Annotated in this window: 1 protein-coding gene; it reads right to left on the bottom strand. The window is 65.9% G+C overall.

The window, feature by feature from the left end:
- The coding region (locus tag PYR91_RS36355) for an AAA family ATPase (protein WP_279787574.1) at positions 1–533 on the bottom strand (533 nt) is incomplete at both ends.

Here is a 533-nt window from a genome sequence, read left to right as displayed (position 1 = left end):
GACGGTGTTCTTGAAGTCGACCACGCGGCCCTGGGCGTCGGTCAGGCGACCGTCCTCCAGGATCTGCAGCAGCGAGTTGAAGATGTCGGGGTGGGCCTTCTCGATCTCGTCGAACAGCACGACCGAGAACGGCTTGCGCCGCACCTTCTCGGTGAGCTGGCCGCCCTCCTCGTACCCGACGTAACCGGGCGGGGAGCCGAACAGCCGCGAGACGGTGTGCTTCTCCATGAACTCCGACATGTCCAGCATGATCAGCGCGTCTTCGTCCCCGAACAGGAACTCCGCCAGCGCCTTGGACAGCTCGGTCTTCCCCACACCCGACGGCCCGGCGAAGATGAACGAACCACCCGGACGACGCGGATCCTTCAGACCCGCGCGCGTACGGCGGATCGCCCGCGACAGACCCCTGATCGCGTCATCCTGCCCGATGATCCGCTTGTGCAGCTCATCCTCCATGCGGAGCAGACGCTGCGACTCCTCCTCGGTGAGCTTGAACACCGGGATACCCGTCGCGGTCGCCAGCACCTCGGCGA

Origin of the sequence: Sphaerisporangium sp. TRM90804 (assembly GCF_029846175.1) — a bacterium.
Classification (GTDB): domain Bacteria; phylum Actinomycetota; class Actinomycetes; order Streptosporangiales; family Streptosporangiaceae; genus Sphaerisporangium.
The sequence above is the reverse complement of the archived record's forward strand: the minus strand, read 5'-3'. Positions and strand labels throughout refer to the sequence as shown.